Consider the following 24,728-nt stretch of genomic DNA (forward strand, 5'->3'; position numbering starts at 1 on the left):
TACGAGCTTGACCTCAAGGCCTATGCGCCTGTTCACAATTAAGCCATAACTCAATCTTTCCAAAAAGCGACTCTATGAAAATCCTAACCATCATCGGCGCCCGCCCACAATTTATCAAAGCCAGTGTGGTCTCCCGAGCTATTCAACAAGCCGGCGGCATTGAAGAGATTATATTGCATACCGGTCAGCATTTTGATTCCAACATGTCGGATATATTCTTCAACCAGTTGGGCATACCGAGGCCTGATCTTCAGCTGGATATCCATGGCGGCGGTCATGGCGAGATGACGGGGCGCATGCTGACCGAAATCGAGAAGGCATTGCTTAAGCATAAGCCAGATCGCGTTATGGTCTACGGAGACACCAACTCTACCTTGGCCGGTGCACTGGCTGCCACGAAGCTGCATATTCCTGTTGCCCATGTGGAAGCTGGGCTACGCAGTTTCAACATGCGGATGCCAGAGGAGATTAACCGCATCTTAACTGATCAGATCAGCGATCTGCTGTTCTGCCCAACAAGCACTGCGGTTCGTAACCTGGAAAATGAAGGGTTTTCCAGTAAGCCGGTGAAGGTTATGCAAGTTGGCGACGTTATGCAGGATGCTGCCCTGCTGTTTGCTGAAAAAGCGGTTGCTCCGGCAGAAGGCGAGCTGCCGGAAGCCTTTGTCCTGGCCACCTTGCACCGCGCTGAAAATACAGACAACCCCGAGCGGTTGGCTAATATTGTGCGGGCGCTCAATCAGATACATCAGAATCAGGTTCCCGTTGTCTTGCCCCTGCACCCTCGTACCCGCAAGCTTGTCGCAGAGCAAGGTCAGGCACTGAACGTCCATATTATTGAACCTGTCGGCTACTTTGAGATGGTCTGGCTGCTTGAACACTGTCAGTTGGTGCTCACAGACAGTGGGGGTGTGCAGAAAGAAGCTTATTTTTTCGGTAAGGCCTGCGTTACTATGCGTGATCAGACAGAGTGGGTGGAGTTAGTCGAGATCGCTGCAAATGTTTTGGTGGGAGCAGTAGCTCATAGAATTATTCAAGAGTGCACCAAGAACCGTGGCCGACAGGTCAAGGATCTAAGTGAGCTTTATGGTGGTGGCAAAGCGTCTTACAGGATTGTTGAGTTGTTAAAGAAGGCTCACTTTCTTGAGGGATAACACAGGTTTTTTAATTTATTATAGTTTCTAGTTTTTGCGGGAGCCGAGTGTGAGATTTAGAATTTTCACTAAAAGTGACTGGGAAGAGCCGCCTAGAATCAGGCATCAGTTTGCAAAGATGCTAAAGGAAAATGGTCATGAGGTGATTTTTTACCAAAAGCCGAGCTATTGTGTTTCTGAAAGTCTGGTCGGCGCGGAGCATAATATTTCAATTGTGAGGACGGCTTCATTAATTCACCATCAGTTGCGTGTGTCTGGCGCTCTTTCTTTTTTTAACGAAATAGTTGAAAGGAAGTCGATTAAAGCATCTTTAGATAATTGCTCGGATTCAGATATAATAGTTAATTTTAATTATGATTACTACTTTTTAAGAAGCATTTTCCCGAACAACAAGATAATAACAATAATAAATGATGATTTTGTCGCACAAGCTCGTTTTTTTGGAGGGCGTTACGCTGAGTCAGCTTTGCGAAAAACATGCAGTATTAGTGATGAAGTTTTGTGTGTTTCTACTCCATTATGTGAGCAAGTGGAAAGATGGTGTAAACCTCGTCTGTTCCTTCCATGGACGACGAAAGAATATGAAGAGCCACGTGAAACCTGTCGAGATGCTGTCGTTCTTTGGGCGCATATAAATGATAGAGTAGATTTTGATTTGATTCAAATTATAGCGCTAAAGAGGCCTAACGTTGAGTTCCACCTTGTAGGACCAGTAGATGTTAATATAGCTAACGAAGTTAATGCTCTTGTCGATAGTAATGACAATATTTTCTTATTGCCGTCTGCTAGTCTCGACGAAATAAATTTCGATAAGTATTTTTCTTCAATAATACCTTACAGGAAAGGCCGAAAGGGAGTTGAGGCCGTTTCTGCTTCAAACAAGACGTTTCAGCTTTTATCAAAAGGAATGCCCCTGATTGTATCAGGAATGCCAAACTTCATAGATTCGGATGTTATTTTCAAGACTGAGTACGTGGATGATTTTGTTAAAGCACTTGATGAATGTCGAAATGATTTTTTTAAAATGCAGGGATCAATCGAAGAAATTGTTTCAGCGAATACGTCTATTCAAAGATTTCGTGAAATAGAGAGCATTTTAACTAATTGACTGGAATACCTTGGTCCGTTTTTTTAATTTGTCTTTAAGCTTTTGGGGAGGCTTTAGTTATAAATATATTCGCGAGCTCATTTGAGGGAAAATGCTATTCTTATGGTAGTAGTGTTTTAAGTAGACTCGGAATAGATTTCCAAAACCAGCGATAATAGGGTCATCCTCAGCGCCCCGTAAAGCTAATTGGTACCACGGATCAAAGTACAATCCTCTTGACCGAATTCTATATTATTACTCAATCGAGGATACTTCGCCAGACGGAACATATCCGATCGCCAGAAATTACAACAACCCATCGGCGATGTTCGCTCCAGCTATGCGGATTACTTTTATGCCATTTTTGCGCTGTTGTATTTCGAAATTTGGTATCAGCAGCTTTCAGACTAGGAAGTTTTCATGAAGCAGGTTTTACAAGATTTAGCTAAAGGTGGGACTGCGGTGGTTGATGCCCCCAGTCCCGGAATTTCCTCCGGGCACTTGTTAATCAATACTTGTTGCAGTCTTATTTCGTCAGGCACTGAGCGCATGCTGGTTGATTTCGGCAAGGCCTCTTATCTAGAAAAAGCGCGTCAACAACCCGACAAAGTCAAAATGGTGCTGGAAAAAGTCCAAACCGATGGATTTTTTACGACGATGGATGCAGTGCGCTCGAAGCTTGGTCAGCCGTTGCCACTGGGTTACTGCAATGTTGGTGTGGTCGAAGCAGTTGGGAAGAACGTCGATCATTTCCAGCCCGGCGTCAGGGTGGTATCCAACGGTCCCCACGCTGATGTTGTGCGTGTTCCGAAAAATCTCTGCGCCAAGGTCCCTGATTCAGTTTCTGATGAAGCTGCTGCTTTTACCGTGGTCGCCAGCATAGGGTTACAAGGTATTCGTCTGGTGCAACCCACACTGGGTGAGTGTGTTGTGGTAACAGGAGTAGGTTTGATTGGTTTGCTCACGGTTCAGTTGCTCCGTGCCCAGGGGTGCCGTGTTCTGGCTGTCGATTTTGATAATCGAAAACTTGAGCTGGCCAAGAGCTTTGGTGCCGAAGTCTGTAACCCTGGCAAAGGAGAAGACCCGGTCGCAGCGGGCACGGCGTTCAGCCGCGGCCACGGCGTTGACGCGGTGATCATTACCGCCTCCACCAAGTCCAATGACCCAATCACCCAAGCTGCCCGTATGAGTCGCAAGCGCGGGCGTATCGTGTTGGTTGGAGTGGCAGGCCTGGAATTTAATCGCGCGGATTTTTATGAGAAGGAGTTGAGTTTCCAGGTGTCCTGTTCTTATGGCCCAGGTCGTTACGATCCGGCCTATGAAGAAGAAGGCCTGGACTATCCTTTGCCTTTTGTCCGCTGGACTGAGCAGCGTAATTTTGAGGCAGTTCTGGATATGATGGCCAGTGGCGCTATCAATGTTGAGCCGTTAATCTCGCACCGTTTCGATTTTGAAGACGCTCAGTCCGCCTATAAAGTACTTACGGAAGACTCGTCGGCTCTCGGCATTTTACTGCAATATCCGGGCGATACGCAGGGCCGGCATAAAGCAACGGTCCCGTTGGCGGAGGTGCAGTTTAATTCCTCACAGCCAGTTCTTGGCGTGGTGGGGGCGGGTAACTACGCCGCTCGTGTACTGATACCTGCCTTCAAGGAAGCGGGCGCCCAATTGCATACCATCAGTACTTCTGGCGGTATCAACGGGGTAGTTCATGGCGAAAAGGCAGGATTTGCCCATGCATCGACAGATACTGATGGGCTGATGGCCAATCCGGCGGTCAATACCGTAGTGATTGCGACGCAGCATAATACCCATGCTCGTTTCGTCTGCCAGGCACTCAGAGCCGGAAAGCATGTGTTTGTAGAAAAACCTCTGGCCATTGACCTGGAGGAGCTAGAGGAAGTGGAGGTGGCTTTTCAAGCTGCACACGCCCAAGGAGCAGGTCCGCAGTTGATGGTTGGCTTTAACCGCAGATTCTCTCCCCAAATCAAAAGAATGAAAGAGCTGCTGATGGTCGTCAGCGAACCCAAGTCCTTCATCATGACAATGAACGCGGGCGCTATTCCCGCCGAACACTGGACCCAGAGTAATACAGTTGGTGGGGGTCGTATCATCGGTGAGGGTTGCCACTTTATCGACCTTATGCGTTACCTGGCTGGTAGTGAAATCATTTCAGTGCAAGCCCGTCGCATGGGTGATGCGCCACACCTTAGGGTGACGGAAGATAAGGCCGCTATTATTCTAGGTTTTGCTGATGGATCATTCGGGACCATTCATTACTTAGCTAATGGGGCGTCCAGTTTTCCCAAGGAACGCGTTGAAGTCTTCGCGGCAGGGCGTGTCCTGCAGCTGGACAATTTCCGAAAGTTAAAAGGGTTTGGCTGGCCGGGATTCAAAAAAATGAACCTCTGGCAGCAAGACAAGGGGCAAAAAGCCTGCGCCGCTGCTTTTCTGGAAAGTATTAAGAAAGGCCTGCCTTGCCCGATTAGTCCGGAGGAAGTATTTGAGGTCGCTCGTGTCTCGATTGACGCTGCCGAGATTTTACGTTCTCAGTAACAGGTTCAGGATTTTGTATGCTATCTGACTTGAAAATTTGTATTGTCGGCCTTGGCTATATCGGTCTGCCGTCTGCTGCGCTGCTTGCTAACCGTGGTTACTACGTCCAGGGTGTAGATATATCGGCAGAGGTTGTGGACACCATAAATCAGGGCGATATCCACATTATCGAGCCTGATCTCGATTTGTTTGTTCATTCGGCAGTCCATTCTGGACATTTGAGTGCATCTTTGCAGCCCGAACCGGCTGATATTTTTATACTCGCTGTGCCCACTCCGTTCCATGACGGCTTTGTGCCCAACATTGACTATGTGTTGAATGCAACTCGCGCGATTGCACCAGTAGTCAAGACTGGGGATCTGGTGATTCTCGAATCTACATCCCCGGTGGGTACTACGGAAAAAGTTGCTGAAACATTGCGTGAGGATGGCGTGGATACCAGTGCCATTTATATAGCGCATTGCCCTGAGCGGGTTTTACCAGGCCATATTATGCGAGAGTTAGTTGAAAACGACCGTATCGTCGGAGGGATTACGCCGGAGGCCAGTGAAAATGTTGCAGCGTTCTATCGCACCTTCGTAACCGGTGAGGTTCTAGTAACCGATGCCCGTACCGCGGAGATGGCAAAACTGACAGAAAATAGCTTCCGTGATGTGAATATTGCTTTTGCTAACGAGCTGTCGCTGCTGAGTGATAAATTTGGCATTGATGTGTGGGAGCTGATTCGTCTGGCAAACCGCCATCCGAGGGTAAATATATTACAGCCCGGCACAGGTGTTGGTGGTCACTGCATAGCGGTAGACCCGTGGTTTATCGTTCATGAGGGCGGCGATGATGCTCGCCTGATCCGCTCCGGGCGGGAAGTGAACACTCGTAAGACTGAGTGGGTGGTTGAAAAGATTAAGTCGCTGGTGTCGGGTTTTCGTGAACAGTATGGCCGAGAGCCGGTAGTCGCCTGCATGGGGTTGGCGTTCAAACCAAACATTGATGACCTTCGCGAATCTCCGGCGCTGTGGGTGTTCCAGCAGTTGATATCCTCCGGTATCCAGCCGTTGGCGGTTGAGCCCAATCTTAAAGAACATGCGAGTATTACTTTGACGCCTTGGAAAGATGCCGTCGGTGAAGCCGATATTGTGGTTTATCTGGTGGCGCATCGTGAATTCGAGAAACTTGAAGTTGCTGGCCAGGTATTGGATTTCTGCGGGGTAACTCAAGCATGAAGGTTTTAGTCGTTTTTGGTACTCGCCCTGAAGCCATAAAAATGGCGCCATTAGTAAAGGCGCTGCAGACGGACTCATTTTTTGATTCCAGGTTGGCGGTTACAGCGCAACACCGGGAAATGCTGGACCAAGTCCTTGATTTGTTTGCCTTGGAGCCCGACTACGATCTGGACGTAATGCGCCCTGGCCAAGATCTTTATGATGTAACTAGCAAAGTCCTGCTTGGGCTGAGAGACGTGCTCACGGATTTCCAGCCAGATTTGGTTCTGGTTCATGGTGATACAGCGACTACCTTTGCGGCGACGCTCGCGGCTTTTTACCAGCAGATTCCTGTGGGCCATGTGGAAGCTGGACTGCGCACCGGGGATTTATGTTCCCCTTGGCCGGAAGAGGCAAACCGCCAGTTAACGGGCCGGTTGGCTCGTTGGCATTTTGCGCCAACCGAACGTAATCAAACCGCTTTGCTTGCTGAAGGCACAGCAATAGATGATGTATTGATTACGGGCAATACGGTAATTGATGCGTTGCAATGGGTGGTGCGAAAAGTGAACGAAACTCCCGCGCTTCAGCAAAACATCCACAGTGCTTTGAGTGCGGCCGGACTTGAGTTTGATCTGGTCGATCAACGTTACGTACTGATCACCGGCCACCGTCGAGAAAATTTCGGCGACGGTTTTGAAAGTATCTGTCAGGCGTTGAGAGCGTTGGCCGAATCCAATCCGGATGTTCACTTTGTGTACCCGGTTCACCTGAACCCCAATGTTCAAGGGCCTGTTAAGCGGCTGCTGGATGGGTTGAGCAATGTTCACCTAATTGAGCCTTTGGCCTACGAGCCCTTTGTTTATCTAATGCAAAACGCTTATCTGGTGCTGACAGACAGCGGTGGTGTTCAGGAAGAAGCGCCTGGGCTGGGCAAGCCTGTACTGGTAATGCGTGACACCACCGAGCGCCCGGAAGCGGTCGATGCCGGTACGGTGCGTTTGGTGGGTACAGAAAGCAGTATGATTCGGGATTCTGTCCAGGAGTTGCTGGATGATGAAGCAGTGTATGAACGGATGTCTCGAGCCCACAATCCTTATGGGGATGGTAAGGCCTGTAGTCGTATTGTTGAGTTTTTGAAGCAGCAATGAAGTGGCGTTTGCTTTTCCATACGGTACGCTACCTCAAGGCGCGGCAACTTGCTTATCAGGTTTACTACCGGGTTCGTAAGCCCCGGTTAAAAGAACTGCCTGTCCCTGTGCTCCGGGGTGAGTTGAGCTCCTGGCCGGGTGAAGGTTTTTTAGAACCCTCCACTCAGGATGGGGAAACGTTTTCCTTTCTCGGGAAAACGAGCCGTTTTGACGGAAACTGGAACAATCCGGAATTCCCTAAGCTCTGGCTATATAATCTCCATTACCAGGATGATTTGAACGTAACGGGTGCGGAACAGAGAGAAGAGCTATGTGGCTCGTTAGTGAATTCCTGGATTGCAGGTAACCCTCCGCCGCACGGAAACGGCTGGGAGCCATATTGCCTTTCTCTTCGCATTGTAAACTGGGTGAAGTTTTTCAGCCGCTTGGCATCGGGTCAAGTAAGTGCAGAGTGGTTAAACTCATTGGCACAGCAGGCTGATGTGCTGGAACAGCGGCTGGAGTTTCACATTCTAGGGAACCATTTGTTCGCTAATGCCAAAGCCCTCGTATTTGTGGGTTGTTATCTGGGTGGAAAGCAGGGTGACCGCTGGCTTCACAGAGGGATAAAACTACTGGACAAGGAAATTCCGGAGCAGTTTTTGGCTGACGGCGCTCATTACGAAAGATCGCCCATGTACCAGGGAATTTTACTTTGGGATTTGGCAGACCTAGTAGCTCTTGGTAAGGCGAGTGGGTTGCATGAGTTAAAGCAGAGGCTTGGTAATTGGCGGGAGCGTTTTGAGAAAGGCTTGAGGTGGCTAAAGGCCATGTCTCACCCGGATGGTAAAATCTCGTTTTTTAACGATGCTACGTTCGGTATTGCACCCGCCGTTGAAGACCTTGAACACAATGGGACATCATTGGGCTTGATTGCATCTAAGGACGATAAGCCTCCGGTGGTTCGAGGGACGCTTTTACAACCCAGTGGCTATGGCATCGTGGACTGGCCCGAAGGCCACCGTTTGCTAGTTGATGTGGCGCCGGTGGGCCCGGATTATCAGCCGGGCCATGCGCATGCAGATACTTTGAGTTGTGAGCTGAGTTTATTTGGCCAGCGCGTGTTGGTTAATTCCGGTATCTCCCAGTATGGAGAAGGCGCGGAGAGGCATCGGCAACGATCGACGGCAGCCCACAACACTGTTGAGGTGGATGGTCAAAACTCTTCGGAGGTCTGGGCCGGGTTTCGGGTAGCGAGGCGAGCTAAACCACTTGAGGTGTTGCTCGGCCACCCGTCGGGCGAGGTTGAGCTCTCGGGGAGCCATGATGGGTATAAGCGGTTGCCCGGTAAGGTGATTCATCAGCGCATCTGGCGTGGCCGGGCAGAAAGTCTGGACGTGACTGATGAATTGCTTGGTGACTTTGAGGAAGCGGTAGCGCATTGGCATTTTCATCCGGACATAGTGGTTGAAGCAACTGCTGAATCCCAGTTCAGAGTAGTGTTGCCGGAAGGGCAGGTAGTCGTTTTTGAGGTTGTCGGGGGAGTTGGTCGTCTTGAAAGCGGAGTTTGGCATCCGGGATTTGGCGTGTCTAAGAAAAACCTGAAGTTAGTGATCGCGTTTACTGGGCGAAAAGTCACCACACGGGTTTGTTGGAGTACTAATTGACGGTTTTATTGCTCAGCTTTTATTTCAAACCGGATTTGTCTGCAGGCTCTTTCCGCAATACGGCGCTTGTCGACTCTTTGTTGGAGGCACTTCCCGAGGGCAGTGAAATTCATGTGGTCACCACGTTGCCGAACCGCTACTCGGGCTTCGGTGCGGAGGCTCCGGAAGAGGAATTTAGCCCAGAATTAACGGTAAAACGAGTGCGGCTGCCTGCCCATCAAAGTGGGATGCTGGATCAATCCCGCGCTTTTCTGACCTATGCCAAACAAGTGAAGGCCTTTGTTAAAGGGCGAAACTACGATGTGGTGTTTGCCAGTTCTTCCCGTTTGATGACAGCAGTATTGGGTGCATCTGTCGCACGAAAACAGGGCGCTCCACTTTATCTTGATATTCGGGATATTTTTGTCGATACAATTAAAGACGTTTTGCCCCGGAAACTGAGCTGGCTGATGAGGCCTGTATTCAGTGCGATGGAGCGATGGGCGGTGTCGAAAGCGGATCGGCTGAATGTCGTCTCAGCAGGTTTTTTGCCATATTTTGAGTCCCGCTACCCGGAAGTTTCAAAGGTGGTTTTTACTAACGGCATCGATGATGAGTTCTTGCGTGTTGCGCCGGAAGTCTGCGTTGATAAACATCGTTCTTCAGGTGGAAAAGCGTTTCGAACAAAACCGGTTGAAGTTGTGTATGCCGGCAATATGGGTGAGGGGCAGGGGCTTCATAATATTGTTCCCGAATTGGCCAAAAATCTGGAAGGCCGTGCCAAGTTTCGGTTGATCGGTGGCGGCGGGCGTTTACGGCAGCTGGAAGACGCTATCTCCCAGGCAGATTGTACCAATGTTGTAATCGAGCCCCCTGTTGCACGCGCAGAATTGATTCAAATATACCAACAGGCTGACGTGCTTTTCTTGCACCTTAACGACTACGACGCATTCCGTAAGGTGCTTCCCTCAAAACTGTTTGAGTATGGCGCACTGGGCAAACCAATTTGGGCTGGCGTGGCTGGTTATGCTGCCGAGTTTGTGAATGAGAATCTTGATAATGCGGCGGTTTTCACGCCTTGTGATGTGGCTGGAGCCATTGAAGCGTTTGAGAACCTTCACATTGCGGATGAGCCAAGGAATGAATTTGTGGCTCAGTTTGCACGTAAGGCCATTATGGATGAGATGGCAAGGGACCTAGTTGCACTCGTGAGTGGAGATAGCAAGGAGCAGTCTACTATGAGTGTGGAGGGTCACCTGTGAACATTTTACTGACTGGGGCAAGTGGTTTTCTTGGCGAGCCCCTTTCGGAGTGTCTGGATCGCGACTCCCGCTTCGTATTGACCAGGGCCGTTAGGCGAAAAGAGTCATTAAAAAATAGTCGTGATGTCTTGATTGATGGTTTACATGCCGGTACTGATTGGGCGACGGCGCTCAACGGGCAGGACGTTGTTGTACAGGCGGCTGCCCGCGTCCATATCATGAAAGATGAAGTGTCCGAGCCGGTGGCTGAATACCGTAAGGTAAATGTTGACGGCACCTTGAACCTCGCTCGCCAGGCAGTTGCAGCTGGCGTTCGTCGGTTTGTTTTCATTAGCTCTATTAAGGTTAATGGCGAAGACACTCCGTTAAACAGTCCTTTCACCCCTGGCGATAAACCCGCGCCGGAAGACGCCTATGGTTTTTCCAAAATGGAAGCCGAGCAGGGTTTGTGGGACATCGCCCGTGACACCGGCATGGAAGTGGTAATTATTCGCCCTCCGTTAGTGTATGGGCCGGGTGTAAAAGGCAACTTCGCCAGAATGATCAAGCTGGTGGAGAAAGGATTGCTGTTGCCTTTAGGCGCTATTCATAACAAGCGCTCTCTAGTGGCGCTGGACAATCTCGTTGATTTGATTGTCAGTTGTATTGACCACCCGGCCGCCGCTAACCAGATATTCCTGGCTGGCGACGGTCAAGACCTCTCAACCACGCAGTTGTTGCGGGGTATAGGTAAAGCCATGGGTAAGCCTGCCCGTTTAATTCCCGTGCCTGCGGGCATGTTGATGTTCGGGGCGGCACTGTTGGGCAAAAAAGGCGTTGCTCAGCGTGTGTTGGGCTCATTGCAGGTTGATATTTCCAAGGCACGTAATTTATTGGGGTGGGAGCCACCGATTTCCGTTGAGGAAGGGCTTCGCCGCTGTTTTGATTCGGAGAATACGCTTTGATTCGTTTTTTTGATTTTTTCTTTTCCCTGTTCGGGTTGTTGTTCGGTTTTCCGGTGTTGTTAATTCTCTCGGTGATTGGTTTTTTTGACACCGGCTCCCCTGTATTTCGTCAGGAGCGGGTAGGGCGCAATAAAAAGCCATTCACCCTGGTGAAGTTTCGTACCATGAAAACAGATACCGCCTCTGTAGCCAGCCACCTGGCCAGTGCCAGTGCGATTACACCTTTCGGGCACTTCCTTCGACGCACTAAGCTGGATGAGCTGCCCCAATTGTGGAATGTGCTGAAAGGCGAAATGAGCCTGGTGGGGCCACGGCCATGCTTGTTTAACCAGGAAGAGTTGATTGCCGAGCGTGAACAACGGGGTGTATTGGCGGCTCGGCCTGGCATTACTGGGTTGGCGCAGGTGAATAATATTGATATGTCTACGCCCGTGTTGTTGGCAGAGGCGGACCAGAAGATGTTGAAGAACCTGACAGCGGGCGCTTACTTTAGATACATTTTTATGACGGTTGCTGGTAAAGGGGCTGGGGACAGGGTGCCTGGTAAAGATTAAATAGCTACGGACGATATGGACTTACACGGACGAAAATATTAAAAAATTGGTCGGTTATGTCCGTTTTAGTCCATATCGTCTGAATCCGGAGCTGGATGAGGAATTTTACCAGTCCCGCGTGATTGATGACCTGAATCAGTTCAAGCGTGAAGCTGACGTCATTGTTGCTAATCGCCGCAGTGAAAATCTGGCAGATGTTGAGGACAAAGTATACACGTGATTTATTTGGAAATGGCTGATGGGTTTCAAATGTTTAATTCCATATGCTTGGTAGGTCGGTTCTATACTCGGCGAGGTTAGGGAGTGATTGTGTGAGCGGAGTAGTCATGTGAGCAAAGATAAACGAAATAAACAATCGGGCAGTAACTTCGTTATTAAGGCCTTTCTAAACCTTCCCAGGTTTCAGAAGCGGGTCGTCTCTGTACTTTCAGATGCATTTGTCCTGTTCTTTGCTATCTGGGCAGCCTTTGCTTTGCGATTGGAACAACATCTGTGGCTGCCTACTCGGGATCAGGTGATGGTTGCAGCGATAACAGTCGTGTTTACGATTGGGCTATTTATCCGCCTTGGACTGTATCGGGCGGTGATTCGCTATCTTGGAGACAAGGCTTTTCTGACGATTATCTATGGTGTTGTGGCGTCTGCCACAACACTGATTGTACTGGGTTATCTGCTTCAGGTGTTTGTGCCGCGTTCCGTGCCCATCATTTATGGTGCCTTGGCCTTCCTGTTCGTGAGCGGTACCCGTCTGGGTGTGCGGATGATAGTTAACCACCCCAAACAGCGTGCAAAGGAGGCCGTGGCCATTGTGGGCGCTGGTGAAACCGGCATGCAACTGGCCTCGGCCCTGGAGCAGGGCACAGAGTACCGGCCGGTGGTTTTTGTGACGTTTGACCGGGGCAACCACAAATCCATGATTAATGGCCTGCCGGTAGTCAGCATCAACCACATTGCCAAGCACCTACCGAAGTACCGTGCGCAGCGAATATTGCTGGCGCTGGATGAACATTCGCAAGTTGATCGCAAGAAGCTGCTGAAACAACTCGAGCCTCTGTCGATTCCGGTTCAGACCGTCCCCTCCATGTCGGAGCTGGTAGCCGGCCAGGCACGGATTAACGACATCCGGGATCTTGAAATTGAAGACCTGCTGGGGCGGGACCCGGTTCGGCCGGATTCTGCGGTTGTTGCCAGGAGTCTCTACCAGAAGTCCGTGATGGTGACCGGCGCCGGCGGTTCGATTGGCTCTGAATTGTGTCGCCAGATCATTCGCCATCGCCCACGTACGCTGGTGCTGTTTGAGCAGTCCGAGTTTTCCCTGTACGCCATTGAGCGGGAGCTGAACTCCATTAACCAGATTGAAGGGCTCGAAGTAGCGCTGCATCCTCTGCTTGGCAATGTGAACCATCGTCGCCGTTGCGAGACCGCTATGCGGGCTTTTGGTGTTGAGACGGTTTACCACGCTGCTGCTTACAAGCATGTTCCGTTGGTGGAGCACAATGTGATTGAGGGTGTGCAGAATAACGTGTTTGGCACATGGCACACGGCAGAGGCAGCCATTGCTGCCGGTGTCGAGCGTTTTGTGCTGATTTCAACGGACAAGGCCGTTCGCCCCACCAACGTGATGGGGGCCAGCAAGCGATTGGCGGAACTGGTTCTGCAGGCGTTGGCGCAGCGGCAGCAGAAGACCATTTTTTCCATGGTGCGCTTTGGTAACGTGCTGGGTTCTTCCGGCTCGGTAGTGCCCCTGTTCCGGGACCAGATTCGCGATGGCGGCCCGGTTACTGTTACCCACCCTGATATTATCCGTTACTTCATGACCATTCCCGAAGCCAGCCAACTGGTGCTGCAGGCGGGCAGTATTGGCGTGGGTGGTGAGGTGTTTGTGCTGGATATGGGAGAGCCGGTAAAGATTGCCGACTTGGCCCGGAAGATGATTCATCTGATGGGGCTGGAAGAGAAAACCGAGGACGATCCCGCCGGTGATATCGAAGTGGTCTTCACGGGCCTGCGCCCGGGGGAGAAGCTGTACGAAGAGCTGCTGATTGGTGACGACCCACAGGGTACTTCGCACCCCCGCATTATGATGGCGCGGGAGGTGTCTCTGCCCTGGGAGCGTATTGAGGAGTTGCTCAGCCAGCTACAGCGCGCCAGCCAATCCTTCGATTGCGCGGCGATTATCGAGGTTCTTAAAGACGCCAAGACGGGCTACGCGCCCAATGGCGATCTGGAAGATCTGGTTTGGTGCAATGGGCATTCCGATGTAGTGGCGACAGATCGCCAGGATGACAAAGTGCACCGGTTGTCGGTGTAGGGAAAACAACGTTTCAAGAGCAAGGTTGCTGAGTAATGACTGAAAATGTTGTCTGGCATCACCAGAAAGTCACCCGGGCGGACCGGGCCTCCATCAAGAACCAGAGCCCCTGCCTGTTGTGGTTTACCGGCCTTAGCGGTTCTGGCAAGTCCACCATCGCCAATGCCCTGGATGTGGCCTTGTTTGAGCGTGGATACCATACCTTTCTGTTGGACGGCGACAACGTTCGCCATGGCCTGAACAAGGATCTTGGGTTTTCCGATGAGGACCGGGTTGAGAATATTCGCCGTATTGGGGAGGTGAGCAAGCTGTTTACCGATTCCGGCGTGATTGTGCTCAGCGCGTTTATTTCCCCCTTCACCAGCGATCGGCGCCTGGTGCGCAATCTGTTCCCGGCGGGGGAGTATATTGAGGTGTTCATGGACACGCCGCTTGAGACCTGTGAAGAGCGGGACCCGAAGGGGCTTTATGAGAAGGCCAGGGCCGGCAAGATCAAGCACTTTACCGGTGTTGATTCGCCCTATGAGGCGCCGGAGCGGCCGGAAGTCCGCCTGGATACCTCTCAGATGTCTGTTGACGAGTGTGTCAACCGTTTGATTGCCTACCTGCTTGAGCGACAACTGATCTTTACCCCGCCTCACGCTGCCGGAGTGTAAGTAACCATGGCATGGGAAGCCATCGTTACCCTGCTAACCCTGTTTACGGTTCTTTCAGCGCTGGTGATTACCCGGGTGTCGGCCGATCTGGTGTTGATGGCGGCCCTGACATTCCTGCTGATAACCGGCATTCTGGGGCCGGTTGAAGCATTGGCGGGGTTCGGCAACCCGGGTGTGATTACCATTGCAACGCTTTACGTGGTGGCTGCCGGCCTGAAAGAAACCGGGGCTGTACAGTGGATTGCCCGTTTGCTGCTGGGCCACCCGAAAACCGAGAATGGCGCACAACTGCGGATGCTGGTGCCCACCGGTATTCTCAGCAGCTTTATGAATAACACGGCCGTTGTGGCCATGTTTATCCCCGCCATTCAGGACTGGGCCCAGCGCCTGGGCATTCCTTCCTCCCGCCTTCTGTTACCCCTGAGTTACGCCGCCATTCTGGGCGGCACCTGTACGCTGATTGGCACCAGTACCAACCTGGTGGTGGATGGCATGCTGCAGGCGCGGCTGGGGATTAACCTGGGGCTGTTCGAGCTGGCCTGGGTGGGTGTGCCGCTGTTGCTGGTGGGAGGGTGTTATTTAGTGTTGGTGGCCTCCCGGGTACTGCCGGACCGTGGTGGTATGAAGGAGGAGCTGGAGCAGGTTCGGCAATACGGGGTGGAGGTGGAAGTGGAAGCCGCCGGCCCTCTGACGGGTAAAACCGTGGCCCAGGCCGGTTTGCGGGCACTGAATTACGGCTACCTGACGGAAATCGACCGCGGCGGCCGGTTGATTACCGCGGTAGAGCCGGACCGGATGCTGCAGGCGGGCGACAAGCTGTATTTTGTGGGGGCGCCGGAGTGTGCCAGTGAGCTGCGCCGGATTCAGGGCCTGAAACCTGCCCAGACCAGTATTGAGAAGCTGGACCTTGCCAACCATCAGCGCTGCCTGGTGGAGGTAGTACTGGGCCAAGAATTCCCGGCACTGGGTAAGACGGTGCGGGAAAGCCGTTTCCGTACCCGTTTCAATGCAGCGATTCTTTCGGTTTCCCGCGAGGGCAACCGCGTGCCGGGTAAGCTGGGGGATATTACCTTCAAGATGGGGGACACCCTGCTGCTGGAGGCCAGCCACGAGTTCGTGGAGCAATACCGATTCCGCCGGGACTTTCTGCTGGTCAGTGGACTGAACGATTCCACGCCGCCGGATTTTCACAGGGCGCCCCGGGCATTGGGTATCCTGTTGTTGATGGTACTGGTGAGTGCCACTGGTCTGCTGCAGATTATTGAGGCTGCATTCCTGGCTGCGGGTGCCATGATTTTGACCGGTTGCATCACTGCAAGCCGTGCGCGCCGCAGTGTGGATCTACCGGTGCTGGTGGTGATTGCTGCCTCTTTCGCCCTGGGCAACGCCATGACGGTCACCGGCGGGGCAGAGTGGGTGGCAACCAGCCTGCTGGGGCTATTCGGCCCCCTGACACCCTGGCTGGCCTTGGCTCTGGTTTACATTCTTACGGCGGCCTTTACCGAAGTCATCACTAACAATGCGGCGGCTGTGTTAATGTTTCCGATTGCACTGGCGGTGTCTGAGCAATTGGGGGTCAATGTGCTGCCCTTTGCGGTAGCGGTGATGTTCGCGGCCTCGGCGTCGTTCATCACCCCGTTGGGCTACCAGACCAACCTGATGGTATACGGCCCCGGCCGCTACCAGTTCATGGATTACGTGCGCCTGGGTTTCCCGCTCAGCCTGCTGGTAGGCACAACCGCCATAGGCCTGATCCCCTTCGTATGGACATTCTGACCGTAGAACGTAGGTCGGATTAGCCGAAGGCGTAATCCGACACCCGGTAGCCTGATAGGTATGGTGCCTGGCCCGGCGGCAGGGGTACCTTTTCTTTGGAAAAAGAACTCGCTTCGCTCAGACACCTTTTTCTGGCAGAAAAGGTAGCCCTACCCCCGGGCCGATTTCGGCTTTTTGGGTGGCTTTTGTATTTGTCGGATTACGCCTTTGGCTAATCCGACCTACGGGGGAATGGTTCGCCTTGGGGAGTTGTAGGTCGGATTAGCGTCGCAACGCGGCGCGTAATCCGACAAAAATCGGGAGAACAGTCTTTAAATAACAAGGAAGGTTTTGATGATCGACATAAAACACCACGGAGCGGTGACAGGCGTAACCGGTTCCTGCCATGAACTGGTTGTTGGCAACTCCGGAATTCTGATTGATTGCGGCCTGTTCCAGGGCGAGGAAGAGGGCAATGGCGCCACTGCCTCGGATCTTTCCATTGAGTTCCCCATCAGCCACATCCGCGCGCTGGTGGTCACCCATGTACACATCGACCATGTCGGTCGTATTCCCTATCTTCTTGCGGCCGGGTTTGAAGGGCCGATTATCTGTTCGGAGCCTTCGGCCATCATGCTGCCGGAGATTCTTGAGGATGCCTTGAAGATTGGCTTTACTCGAGACAGGGAACTGATAGAACGGGTGCTGGGGCTGATTCGGTCCCGGCTTGTGCCGGTGCCTTATGGGCAGTGGCATTCTGTCTTTGGTGGGGACGGTGATGGCGACGATGAATCGCTTTCGATTCGGTTGCAGAGGGCCGGGCACATTCTGGGTTCGGCGTATGTGGAATGTGAAGCGGAGAGTGACGGCGAATTTGAGCGGATTGTGTTCAGTGGCGACCTTGGCGCGCCCCATGCGCCGTTGTTGCCGGAGCCCCAACCGCCGGAACGGGCGGACCGGGTGGTGATTGAGAGCACCTACGGTGACAAGGACCATGAGAGCCGGGAGAGCAGGCGGTACCGGCTGAAGGCGGTGTTGGAGCACGCGCTGGAGGATGGTGGGACGGTGTTGGTGCCGGCGTTCAGTATTGGGCGGACGCAGGAGTTGCTTTACGAGATTGAGAGTTTGATTCATGAGTTTGGGGGTTCCGCGGTGTCGGATTACGCGCCGCAGGGCGGCGCTAATCCGACCTACGTAGGTCGGATTAGGCGTAGCCGTAATCCGACATCCCGGCTTACCTGGAATAACCTTGAAATCGTCGTCGACTCACCCCTGGCCGCCACCTTCACCCGAATCTACCGTGACCTCAAACCTTTCTGGGATGCCGAAGCCACCGAACTGGTCAACCAGGGCCGGCATCCGTTGTCCTTTGACCAGCTCACGGTCATCAACAGCCACGACGACCACCTCAACGCCGTCGAGTACCTGGTCAAATCACACCGCCCCTGCGTGGTATTGGCCGGCTCCGGCATGTGTGCGGGTGGTCGGGTGGTGAACTACCTGAAAGCCATGCTGGCAGATAAACGCAATGACGTTTTGTTTGTGGGCTACCAGGCCAAAGGCACCCCGGGTCGGGATATTCTCACTTATGGGCCACGCGGTGGCTGGGTTGAGCTGGAAGGCGAGCGTTTCGATATCCGCGCCCAGATACATCAGGTGGGTGGTTACTCGGCCCATGCAGGGCAATCGGATTTGGTACGGTTCGTGAGCGGTATCGAGCGGCCACCCTCGGAAATCCGCATTGTGCACGGGGATGCGGGCGCCAAAGAATCCCTGAAAAGTCAATTTCATTCCGTCGGGCTAAAGGGGATAATGATCCCCGGTTTGGCCTGAACCAGTTATCAGTTAATAAAGGATTATTGGGATTATGAAAAAAATCGCCGTAGTCGGCCTTGGATATGTCGGCCTGCCTTTGGCAGCAGCGTTCGGGGAAAAGCGCGACATTGTCGGCTTTGATATCAATGCAAAGCGCATCGCGGAATTAAAAGACGGTGTGGATTTCACTCGTGAAGTTTCCCGGGAAGAGTTGGCCGCTTCAAAGGGGCTGTCGTTTTCCGATTCCCTGGAAGGTATTCGCGATTGCCAGATTTATATTGTGACGGTTCCCACGCCGATTGACGCATTCAAAACCCCGGATTTAACACCACTGGTTAAAGCCAGTGAGAGTGTGGGGAAAGTGCTCAAGCGTGGTGATATTGTTATTTATGAGTCCACGGTTTATCCGGGCGCCACAGAAGAGGTTTGTGTGCCTATTCTTGAGAAGGTGTCGGGCCTGGTTTTCAATCAGGACTTCCATGCAGGTTACAGCCCGGAGCGGATTAATCCCGGTGATAAAGAGCACCGTGTAACCACGATTAAAAAGGTAACCTCTGGCTCGACTCCGGAAATCGCTACGGAAGTGGACGAGCTTTATGCCGACATTATTACCGCCGGTACCCACAAAGCCAGTTCCATCAAAGTGGCTGAAGCGGCGAAGGTGATTGAGAATACCCAGCGCGATTTGAATATTGCGTTGATGAATGAGTTATCGATGATTTTCTCGAAGCTTAAAATCGATACCCATGAAGTGATTGCTGCGGCTGCGACCAAGTGGAACTTTTTGCCCTTCAAGCCGGGCCTGGTTGGCGGACATTGTATTGGCGTGGACCCTTACTACCTGACCCACAAGGCCCAGGCGGTTGGCTATCACCCGGACATTATCCTGGCGGGCCGCCGGGTCAATGACAATATGGGCCCTTATGCCGCGTCTGAGCTGGTGAAGGCTATGATCAAGGCAGGACATACCATTGCCCGTGCCCGCGTGTTGATCATGGGCTTTACCTTTAAAGAAAATTGTCCCGATTTGCGTAATACCCGCGTTATTGATGTGGTTAAAGAGCTGTCTGAATTTGGTTGTAAAGTGGATGTAACGGATTGCTGGGCAAACAATGAAGAAGCCGAGCATGAGTATGGTATTTCATTACACCAGAATCCGGAGAAAGCATACTACGATGCGGTATTGCTGGCGGTGCCACACCGGGAATATGCGGAACGTTCTTCCGGAGAATTGCGGGAATACCTGAAAGACAATGGTGTATTATTTGATCTCAAAGGTGTGTTCCCATTGGGTGAGGCCGATTTGCGGTTGTAGTCTTTTGGTTATTTAAATTAAGCCAGCCTTCGGGCTGGTTTTTTTATGGGTGACTGTTTTCTGAAGTAATATTTTGCCATATTTAAACTTATCGATTATGATCAGTTTTGACTTTTCGGTCATTTCAATTGTAGTGACATTAATAAGGGTTTATATCCATGGCAAAGATTAACGATTACTACCAGAAAAAGCAGCTTATGGAAAAGCTCTCTGAAGAACTGGCGAAGCTGGAGCAGGACCAGGCGCTGAAAGGCGAACTTGAATTTGAAAACAAGGTTCGCGAGTTAATGAAGAAGTATGACAAGTCGCCGAAAGACGTTCTTCAGATTCTGGGGGCTATTGATCCTTCTATTGCTGGTGCCAAGGCTGATTCCGGTAATGGTAGCCGTGCCAAGCGGCCGATGAAGACCTATAAGAACCCGCATACCGGTGAAGTGGTTCAGACCCGTGGTGGTAATCACAAGGTTTTGAATGAGTGGCGGAAGAAGCACGGGAAGGAGACTGTGCAGGGTTGGCAGCAGGATTGATTGGGTTTTAGTTGCAGCCGCGGTGTCGGGTTACGGCTTCGCCTAACCCGACCTGCGTAGGTCGGATTAGCGCCGCCATGCGGTGCGTAATCCGACAATCAATTTCGGTAAAATACGAATATTATCCGCCACCCCCAAATACCACCACCCGGTTCCTTCCCCCTTCCTTCGCCGCATACAACGCCTCATCCGCCTGCTGTAACCACTGCATATGATTCTCCGGCCCGTCGGTCAACGGGGCGATGCCGATGCTGACGGTGTACTGGATGGGCGCGACGGTGGTTTGTACGGTGCTGTTCTGGATGGTTTCGCGGATGCGTTCGCAGATGATGCGGGCGCCTTCGGCGTCGGTTTCCGGGAGGATGATGCCGAATTCCTCACCGCCGTAACGGCCTGGACTGTCGGACTGGCGGAGGCTGTCTTTCATGACTTTGGCGGTGTATTTGATGACTTCGTCGCCGGCCAGGTGGCCGTAGGTGTCGTTGACCGGTTTGAAGTGGTCAATGTCGAACATCACCAGGCAGGTGGGGTGGCCGTAGCGGCGATACCGTTCGAACTCGGCATCTATCAAGTTTTCCCAGGTGCCGCGGTTGAGCAGGCCGGTGAGGCGGTCGGTCATGCTCAGTTTGGCCAGCTGTTCGTTGGCTTTTTCCAGGGCCCGCTTGCTGGTGGCAATGTCGGTGACGTCGTAAACCATCAGGCAGATCTTATCCACTTTTCCGTCGGGTGCGGAGAGGGGGCTGATGGTCAGGTTCTGGAACATGAAATCTTCGGTGCCGGTGATCGGGCGCGTGTTGCGAAAACGGAACAGGTAGGGGCGCTGTTCCCAGGATGTGAACGCCCGGGTGTTGAGCATGACTACAGAGTCTACCTTGCGGGTCAGCCAGGCTTTGGGGATGTCGGGAAACACGTCAAACAATACCTGCTCACGGATCCTGCTGGCGGTGATGCCACTGTGGTGTTCCATGAAGCCGTTCCAGGCCTGCACGCGGAAGTCCAGGTCCAGCACTACCAGGCCCACTTCCACTGATTCCAGCATGTCGACCAGCCAGTGAAAGGTGCTTGCCTCTATCTCTTTCATTGCCATGATTAGTCCGCCAGGTACTGCAGCCGTTGTTCAAGGAAGGGTACTGAGTCTTCGGTAAGCAGTACCAGCATGTCGCAACTGATGTCCCTGTCTTCCAGCTCGTAGCTGATTTCAATGCACAGCAGTTTTTCCTGTCGCGTGCTGTGATGCTCCAGCAGGTCTCCGATCTGCCGGTGCTGGCCCAGTACCGTGGGGTGGCCCAGGCCGAGTTTCAGGTCCAGTTGGTCGCCGATGCCTTTCAGGAAAGCACCGAACAGTATGCTGGACATGTCCATCAGCACCTCTACCTGGATGGTTTCGGGGTCCATTTCTTCGTAGTGGAGCAGTTCGGCCCTGTCGTTGAAGCTGGCATCAGAGAACAGCAGCAAGGCCTCGCCGGCGATTCCCGCCCCGGTGAAGCCCTGGCAGACGGCGGAATAACAGCTGTCCTCCTCGGCGGCTGAGATGGCCATGCTTAGTTCTGAGCGAGCGATCATTTCCACCCGGGGAATCGGCTGTTTGACGAAAACCCGTAACAGCCGTGCCAGCAGATCCGATGAGCGACCCATGGCGACGTTAGAGATTTCCTGCAGGTAATCGTTCAGGCTGATGGTGGCTTCATCCGCCGCGGGTTCAGCTTTCTGCTCGTCGGTTGGTTCGGTGACAGGTGCGAGATCCTCCGGCCGAAGAAAGCCGTAGTCCTGCAGCAGCTTTATCACCAGGTCGGTGTCTGTGGGCTTCTTGATGAAGTCGATGGCGCCCAGTTTGCGTACCCGTTCCCGTGCCTCGGGCTGGATGTCGCCGGAGACCACAATCGTCAGAACCGGCAGATCTTCTTTCCGGATTGTTTCCAGCACCTGGTAGCCGTCCATTTCCGGCATGTTGAGATCCAGGAACATCAGCTCACCGGCGCCTGCCCGGAGCTTTTCCAGAGCGTCGCGGCCATCGATGGCGAAGGTGACGTCGGCGTTCCAGTTGGCGGGCAGGGCGCGGGCCATTTGTTTGCGAGCGAGCGAGGAGTCGTCGCAGATAAGAACGCGGGTGGTCATGAATGCTCCGTTTATTATTTTCGTCAGTATAGCAGTGGCAACCCTGAATTCTATGCCCTGTGAACTAACTCACTCTATTGGCCCTGGCGCCTGGGATATAGTGTCTCTGCGGTAACATGCAGTAACAAAAATAATAACTGCGGGCCGCAAGGCCGGGCGTCGGATGGCAAGGCCTACTAACAAATCAGAGACACGACACTATGAGACAGGATGCTTATTGGTATGCTGTCCCTCTCACCATCTGCCTGGGTATTTCGCCTGTTGCCCTGGCAGAACTGGAGCCTATTTCCGACAAGGAAATGAGCCAGGTGCAAGGGCAGGCAATGATGTCGGTAGACAATGTGGTTGGAGCCAACCACCAGTTTACCCGCGTAACACTGGGGATTGATTCCGAGAAGCGGCTGAATGCCGACCGTGTGATCATGGGCGGGGACGACTCTGGCGCCGACCTTGATATCAAGAATTTCGCCCTTGGCCACTACGTGCGCGAGGGCGACGAAGACCGCGTTCAGCTGGATGGCAACACCTACAATGTGAACGAGGTGGTTCCGTTTGAGGGCATCGAGCCCTACCTGGAACTGGCTGAACGGGACGGCAAGCTTTCCGGTTTTCGCTTTGGCCTGAACCAGGCGCGGGGCACGCTTTCGGGTGAAATCGCCAGTTTCAGTGGCAACCTGGGCCTGAAGATCAATGATGCCGAGGGCAACCCGGTAGATGCCACCCTGTTTGACAGCGCAGGCGTAGCCACCAACCACCGTGCTACCCAGATAGGCCTGGCGGGGGAAGATGGAACTTGCAGCGAGTGCGTGCCGCTGACCAACCTGCTTTCCATGGATGTTGGCGTGGATAATGGCGATGGCACTGTTGGCTTCACCAAAGACCTGTTCCTGGCATTCCAGAGTGAGTCGGTGGATTGGCAGGACCTGGACGGCACCAACATGATTCAGGGGCCGGAAGGGGTATTCCTCAATTTGCCGACCAGTATGACGCTGGATATGCAGACGTTGCAGAATGGGGTGCAGCGGGAGCGGACGCATTATGTGGATCGGGGGACTGGGATGTTTTGATGGTTGTTGGGTTAGCATTTGTCGGATTACGGCCCTACGGGCCTAATCCGACCTACGTTAGCTAAATGACCCATGGCGGTAGGTCGGATTAGCAAAGCGTAATCCGACACCCAGACCGATTTTTCCTCTAATTTCCATTACACTACCCTGCACCCGACCCATCAACGTAATGCAGGAGTCCTTTCGGTGATCCGCTCTTTCTACTGGCACGATTACGAAACCTTCGGTGTCGACCCCGTACACGATCGCCCCTCCCAGTTTGCCGGTGTGCGCACGGATGCTGACCTGAACATCATTGAAGACCCGCTGATTATCTACTGTGCCCCGGCGGACGACTATGTGCCCGCGCCGGAGGCCTGCCTGATTACCGGCATCACACCACAAGCGGCTCTGGGGAGCGGCTTCCCCGAGGCGGAGTTCATCGCCCAGATCAACGAGGCTTTCAGCCAGCCGGGCACCTGTGCCGTGGGCTACAACAGCCTGCGTTTCGATGACGAAGTGACCCGTCACACGCTATACCGCAACCTGCGCGATCCCTATGCAAGGGAATGGCAGAACGGCAACTCCCGCTGGGACATCATCGACATGGTGCGGCTGACCTACGCCCTGCGGCCGGAAGGCATCAACTGGCCGAAGAAGGAAGACGGCAGCCCCAGTTTCAAGCTGGAAGAGCTCACCGCCGCCAACGGCATCGCCCACGAAGCGGCCCACGATGCCATGTCGGATGTGGAAGCTACCATTGCCGTGGCAAAGCTGATCAAGGAAAAGCAGCCCAAGCTGTTCGATTTTGTGCTGCAGAACAAAGACAAACACTCCGCCCGCGTCATGCTGGATACCGCCAGCATGAAACCGGTATTCCACATCTCCGCCAAGTACCCGGCTACCCGGGGTTGTTGCGCCATGGTGGCGCCGGTGGCTGACCACCCCACCAACAAGAACCTGGTGATTGTCTATGACCTGCGGGAAGACCCCAGCGAACTGATCAACGCCACCCCTGAACAGATTCGTGAGCGGGTATTCACTTCCCAGGCAGATCTGGGGGAGGGCAACCGCCGATTTCCCCTCAAAGGCGTGCAACTGAACAAATGCCCGGTGCTGGCCCCGGCGACCATGCTTAAGTCGCTCTCTGAAGAACGGCTGGCAGAGCTGGAACTGGATGGCGGTAAACTGAGGGAACACCTGGCCATCCTCCGCAAGGCTCCGGACCTGCCTGGCCGGATTGCCCAGGCCTTCGACCAGCCCCATGAAGGCGACCTGACCGACCCGGATGAACAACTCTACGCGGGTGGCTTTATCAGCAAGACTGACCGGGAGAAGCTCAACTGGCTGCTGCAGCAACCGGTGGAAACGCTGGGGGAACAGGAAGTGCGGTTTGAGGATGGTCGTCTGGAGGAGATGCTGTTTCGGTACCGGGCGAGGAATTATCCCGATACTCTGATTTCGGAAGAGCAGGAGAAGTGGGAGGAATTTCGACAGCAAAGGTTAATGCAGCCCAAGAAGGGCTGGCGGTCTTTGGAGGAGTTTTTCAGAATTCTGCAGACCCTGGCTGCGGACCCCGAGCTTACACCGGAAAAGCGGCATGTTCTGGAGGAGTTGCAGTTGTATGGGGAGTCTTTGATTCCGTACGTTTAGCGT

At 53.1% G+C, this 24,728-nt stretch carries 19 protein-coding genes; 17 read left to right on the plus strand and 2 right to left on the minus strand.

The window, feature by feature from the left end; translation table 11 throughout:
• Positions 1–74: 74 nt before the first annotated feature.
• From wecB (QPL94_RS09735) to QPL94_RS09805, 15 genes are all read left to right on the plus strand, one after another.
• Positions 75–1,154, plus strand: a complete 1,080-nt coding sequence (wecB, locus tag QPL94_RS09735) for a non-hydrolyzing UDP-N-acetylglucosamine 2-epimerase (protein ID WP_285357059.1) — start codon at positions 75–77, stop codon at positions 1,152–1,154.
• Positions 1,155–1,203: 49 nt separating this feature from the next.
• Positions 1,204–2,262 (plus strand): glycosyltransferase family protein, encoded by a 1,059-nt coding sequence (locus tag QPL94_RS09740; protein WP_285357061.1) that lies wholly within the window; start codon positions 1,204–1,206, stop codon positions 2,260–2,262.
• A 399-nt stretch (positions 2,263–2,661) separates the two neighbouring features.
• Positions 2,662–4,797, plus strand: a complete 2,136-nt coding sequence (locus QPL94_RS09745) for a bi-domain-containing oxidoreductase (protein ID WP_285357062.1) — start codon at positions 2,662–2,664, stop codon at positions 4,795–4,797.
• A 17-nt stretch (positions 4,798–4,814) separates the two neighbouring features.
• Entirely contained in the window at positions 4,815–6,017 is a 1,203-nt protein-coding gene (gene wecC, locus QPL94_RS09750; protein WP_285357063.1) for a UDP-N-acetyl-D-mannosamine dehydrogenase, read from the plus strand.
• Positions 6,014–7,147, plus strand: coding sequence for a non-hydrolyzing UDP-N-acetylglucosamine 2-epimerase (gene wecB, locus QPL94_RS09755; RefSeq protein ID WP_285357064.1), 1,134 nt, complete (start codon positions 6,014–6,016; stop codon positions 7,145–7,147). Before wecC ends, wecB (QPL94_RS09755) begins: the two co-directional genes overlap by 4 nt.
• Positions 7,144–8,793 (plus strand): heparinase II/III family protein, encoded by a 1,650-nt coding sequence (locus QPL94_RS09760; RefSeq protein ID WP_285357066.1) that lies wholly within the window; start codon positions 7,144–7,146, stop codon positions 8,791–8,793. The genes wecB (QPL94_RS09755) and QPL94_RS09760 overlap by 4 nt, the downstream gene beginning before the upstream one ends.
• On the plus strand, positions 8,790–10,034 hold the full coding sequence (locus QPL94_RS09765; protein WP_285357068.1) for a glycosyltransferase family 4 protein: 1,245 nt from the start codon (positions 8,790–8,792) through the stop codon (positions 10,032–10,034). Before QPL94_RS09760 ends, QPL94_RS09765 begins: the two co-directional genes overlap by 4 nt.
• On the plus strand, positions 10,031–10,978 hold the full coding sequence (locus QPL94_RS09770; protein WP_285357069.1) for a UDP-glucose 4-epimerase family protein: 948 nt from the start codon (positions 10,031–10,033) through the stop codon (positions 10,976–10,978). Before QPL94_RS09765 ends, QPL94_RS09770 begins: the two co-directional genes overlap by 4 nt.
• The gene (locus tag QPL94_RS09775) at positions 10,975–11,532 is read left to right on the plus strand and encodes a sugar transferase (protein WP_285357072.1); all 558 of its coding nucleotides are present in this window, start codon (positions 10,975–10,977) and stop codon (positions 11,530–11,532) included. Before QPL94_RS09770 ends, QPL94_RS09775 begins: the two co-directional genes overlap by 4 nt.
• A gap of 517 nt (positions 11,533–12,049) precedes the next feature.
• Positions 12,050–13,843, plus strand: coding sequence for a polysaccharide biosynthesis protein (locus QPL94_RS09780; protein WP_285357073.1), 1,794 nt, complete (start codon positions 12,050–12,052; stop codon positions 13,841–13,843).
• Positions 13,844–13,878: 35 nt separating this feature from the next.
• On the plus strand, positions 13,879–14,499 hold the full coding sequence (gene cysC, locus QPL94_RS09785; protein ID WP_285357074.1) for an adenylyl-sulfate kinase: 621 nt from the start codon (positions 13,879–13,881) through the stop codon (positions 14,497–14,499).
• Positions 14,500–14,505: 6 nt separating this feature from the next.
• Positions 14,506–16,275, plus strand: coding sequence for an SLC13 family permease (locus QPL94_RS09790; RefSeq protein ID WP_285357075.1), 1,770 nt, complete (start codon positions 14,506–14,508; stop codon positions 16,273–16,275).
• Between the two features lie 333 nt (positions 16,276–16,608).
• A complete protein-coding gene (locus tag QPL94_RS09795) occupies positions 16,609–18,087 on the plus strand; it encodes an MBL fold metallo-hydrolase (protein ID WP_285357076.1) in 1,479 nt (492 codons plus the stop codon).
• Between the two features lie 34 nt (positions 18,088–18,121).
• The gene (gene tviB, locus QPL94_RS09800) at positions 18,122–19,384 is read left to right on the plus strand and encodes a Vi polysaccharide biosynthesis UDP-N-acetylglucosamine C-6 dehydrogenase TviB (protein WP_285357077.1); all 1,263 of its coding nucleotides are present in this window, start codon (positions 18,122–18,124) and stop codon (positions 19,382–19,384) included.
• Between the two features lie 158 nt (positions 19,385–19,542).
• Positions 19,543–19,911: a histone-like nucleoid-structuring protein, MvaT/MvaU family gene (locus QPL94_RS09805; protein ID WP_285357078.1), complete on the plus strand. Its 369-nt coding sequence runs from the start codon at positions 19,543–19,545 to the stop codon at positions 19,909–19,911.
• A gap of 121 nt (positions 19,912–20,032) precedes the next feature.
• Here the strand turns inward: QPL94_RS09805 and QPL94_RS09810 are convergent, their stop codons facing one another.
• Positions 20,033–20,998: a sensor domain-containing diguanylate cyclase gene (locus QPL94_RS09810; protein WP_285357079.1), complete on the minus strand. Its 966-nt coding sequence runs from the start codon at positions 20,996–20,998 to the stop codon at positions 20,033–20,035.
• Between the two features lie 2 nt (positions 20,999–21,000).
• Positions 21,001–22,026: a response regulator gene (locus QPL94_RS09815; RefSeq protein ID WP_285357080.1), complete on the minus strand. Its 1,026-nt coding sequence runs from the start codon at positions 22,024–22,026 to the stop codon at positions 21,001–21,003.
• Between the two features lie 200 nt (positions 22,027–22,226).
• On the opposite strand from QPL94_RS09815, the gene QPL94_RS09820 reads away from it, so the two are divergent.
• Together QPL94_RS09820 and sbcB are read left to right on the plus strand one after the other, a co-directional pair.
• Complete coding sequence (locus tag QPL94_RS09820) at positions 22,227–23,093, plus strand: hypothetical protein (protein ID WP_285357081.1); 867 nt, start codon at positions 22,227–22,229, stop codon at positions 23,091–23,093.
• A gap of 186 nt (positions 23,094–23,279) precedes the next feature.
• Complete coding sequence (sbcB, locus tag QPL94_RS09825) at positions 23,280–24,725, plus strand: exodeoxyribonuclease I (RefSeq protein WP_285357082.1); 1,446 nt, start codon at positions 23,280–23,282, stop codon at positions 24,723–24,725.
• Positions 24,726–24,728 lie beyond the last annotated feature (3 nt).

The organism is Marinobacter sp. SS13-12 (genome assembly GCF_030227115.1).
Lineage (GTDB): Bacteria > Pseudomonadota > Gammaproteobacteria > Pseudomonadales > Oleiphilaceae > Marinobacter.

What these genes read in the sequence shown, in the direction of transcription:
- wecB (WP_285357059.1), top strand. Translation starts at nt 75, where the DNA reads ATGAAAATCCTAACCATCATCGGCGCCCGCCCACAATTTATCAAAGCC.
- QPL94_RS09745 (WP_285357062.1), top strand. Translation starts at nt 2,662, where the DNA reads ATGAAGCAGGTTTTACAAGATTTAGCTAAAGGTGGGACTGCGGTGGTT.
- wecC (WP_285357063.1), top strand. Translation starts at nt 4,815, where the DNA reads ATGCTATCTGACTTGAAAATTTGTATTGTCGGCCTTGGCTATATCGGT.
- wecB (WP_285357064.1), top strand. Translation starts at nt 6,014, where the DNA reads ATGAAGGTTTTAGTCGTTTTTGGTACTCGCCCTGAAGCCATAAAAATG.
- QPL94_RS09760 (WP_285357066.1), top strand. Translation starts at nt 7,144, where the DNA reads ATGAAGTGGCGTTTGCTTTTCCATACGGTACGCTACCTCAAGGCGCGG.
- QPL94_RS09780 (WP_285357073.1), top strand. Translation starts at nt 12,050, where the DNA reads ATGGTTGCAGCGATAACAGTCGTGTTTACGATTGGGCTATTTATCCGC.
- cysC (WP_285357074.1), top strand. Translation starts at nt 13,879, where the DNA reads ATGACTGAAAATGTTGTCTGGCATCACCAGAAAGTCACCCGGGCGGAC.
- QPL94_RS09790 (WP_285357075.1), top strand. Translation starts at nt 14,506, where the DNA reads ATGGCATGGGAAGCCATCGTTACCCTGCTAACCCTGTTTACGGTTCTT.
- QPL94_RS09795 (WP_285357076.1), top strand. Translation starts at nt 16,609, where the DNA reads ATGATCGACATAAAACACCACGGAGCGGTGACAGGCGTAACCGGTTCC.
- tviB (WP_285357077.1), top strand. Translation starts at nt 18,122, where the DNA reads ATGAAAAAAATCGCCGTAGTCGGCCTTGGATATGTCGGCCTGCCTTTG.
- QPL94_RS09805 (WP_285357078.1), top strand. Translation starts at nt 19,543, where the DNA reads ATGGCAAAGATTAACGATTACTACCAGAAAAAGCAGCTTATGGAAAAG.
- QPL94_RS09810 (WP_285357079.1), bottom strand. Translation starts at nt 20,998, where the DNA reads ATGGCAATGAAAGAGATAGAGGCAAGCACCTTTCACTGGCTGGTCGAC.
- QPL94_RS09815 (WP_285357080.1), bottom strand. Translation starts at nt 22,026, where the DNA reads ATGACCACCCGCGTTCTTATCTGCGACGACTCCTCGCTCGCTCGCAAA.
- QPL94_RS09820 (WP_285357081.1), top strand. Translation starts at nt 22,227, where the DNA reads ATGAGACAGGATGCTTATTGGTATGCTGTCCCTCTCACCATCTGCCTG.